1 protein-coding gene is annotated in these 585 nt (G+C 49.7%); it reads right to left on the reverse strand.

What is annotated here, in order from left to right:
* The coding region (locus R7Q09_RS27120; protein WP_318144075.1) for an iron-containing alcohol dehydrogenase at positions 1–585 on the reverse strand (585 nt) is incomplete at both ends.

Genomic DNA, 585 nt, shown 5'->3' on the forward strand with positions numbered 1-585 from the left:
TTTAATACCAGCTGGAATACCAACGTCTTTTGCTAGCGCGACGATAGCGTCGATCGCTGCCGCAGCACCTTGCTCTGCCGACATACCTTCTACATCCACACCCATCGCTTTTGCGACATCACGTAAACGCTCTGGACATACTTGCGCGTTGTAGCGTTGTACGTGAGGAAGCAAGATTGCGTTACATACACCGTGTGGTAGGTCGTAGAAACCACCTAGCTGGTGCGCCATAGCGTGCACGTAACCTAGAGATGCGTTGTTAAACGCCATGCCAGCCATGAACTGTGCATATGCCATTTGCTCACGAGCTTCTAGGTTTTCGCCGTTTTTCACTGCGGTGCGTAGGTGCGCTTGAATTAACTCGATCGCTTTGATTGCAACAGCGTCAGTAATTGGTGTTGCCGCGATAGATACGTACGCTTCAATCGCGTGAGTTAGCGCGTCCATACCTGTTGCCGCCGTCAAAGACGCTGGCTTAGCAAGCATTAATTCTGGATCGTTTACAGAGATAAGAGGCGTTGTGTGTTTATCAACGATTGCCATCTTAATGTGACGCTCTTCATCAGTGATGATGCAGAAACGGGT

The organism is Vibrio sp. 2130-1 (assembly GCF_033339515.1).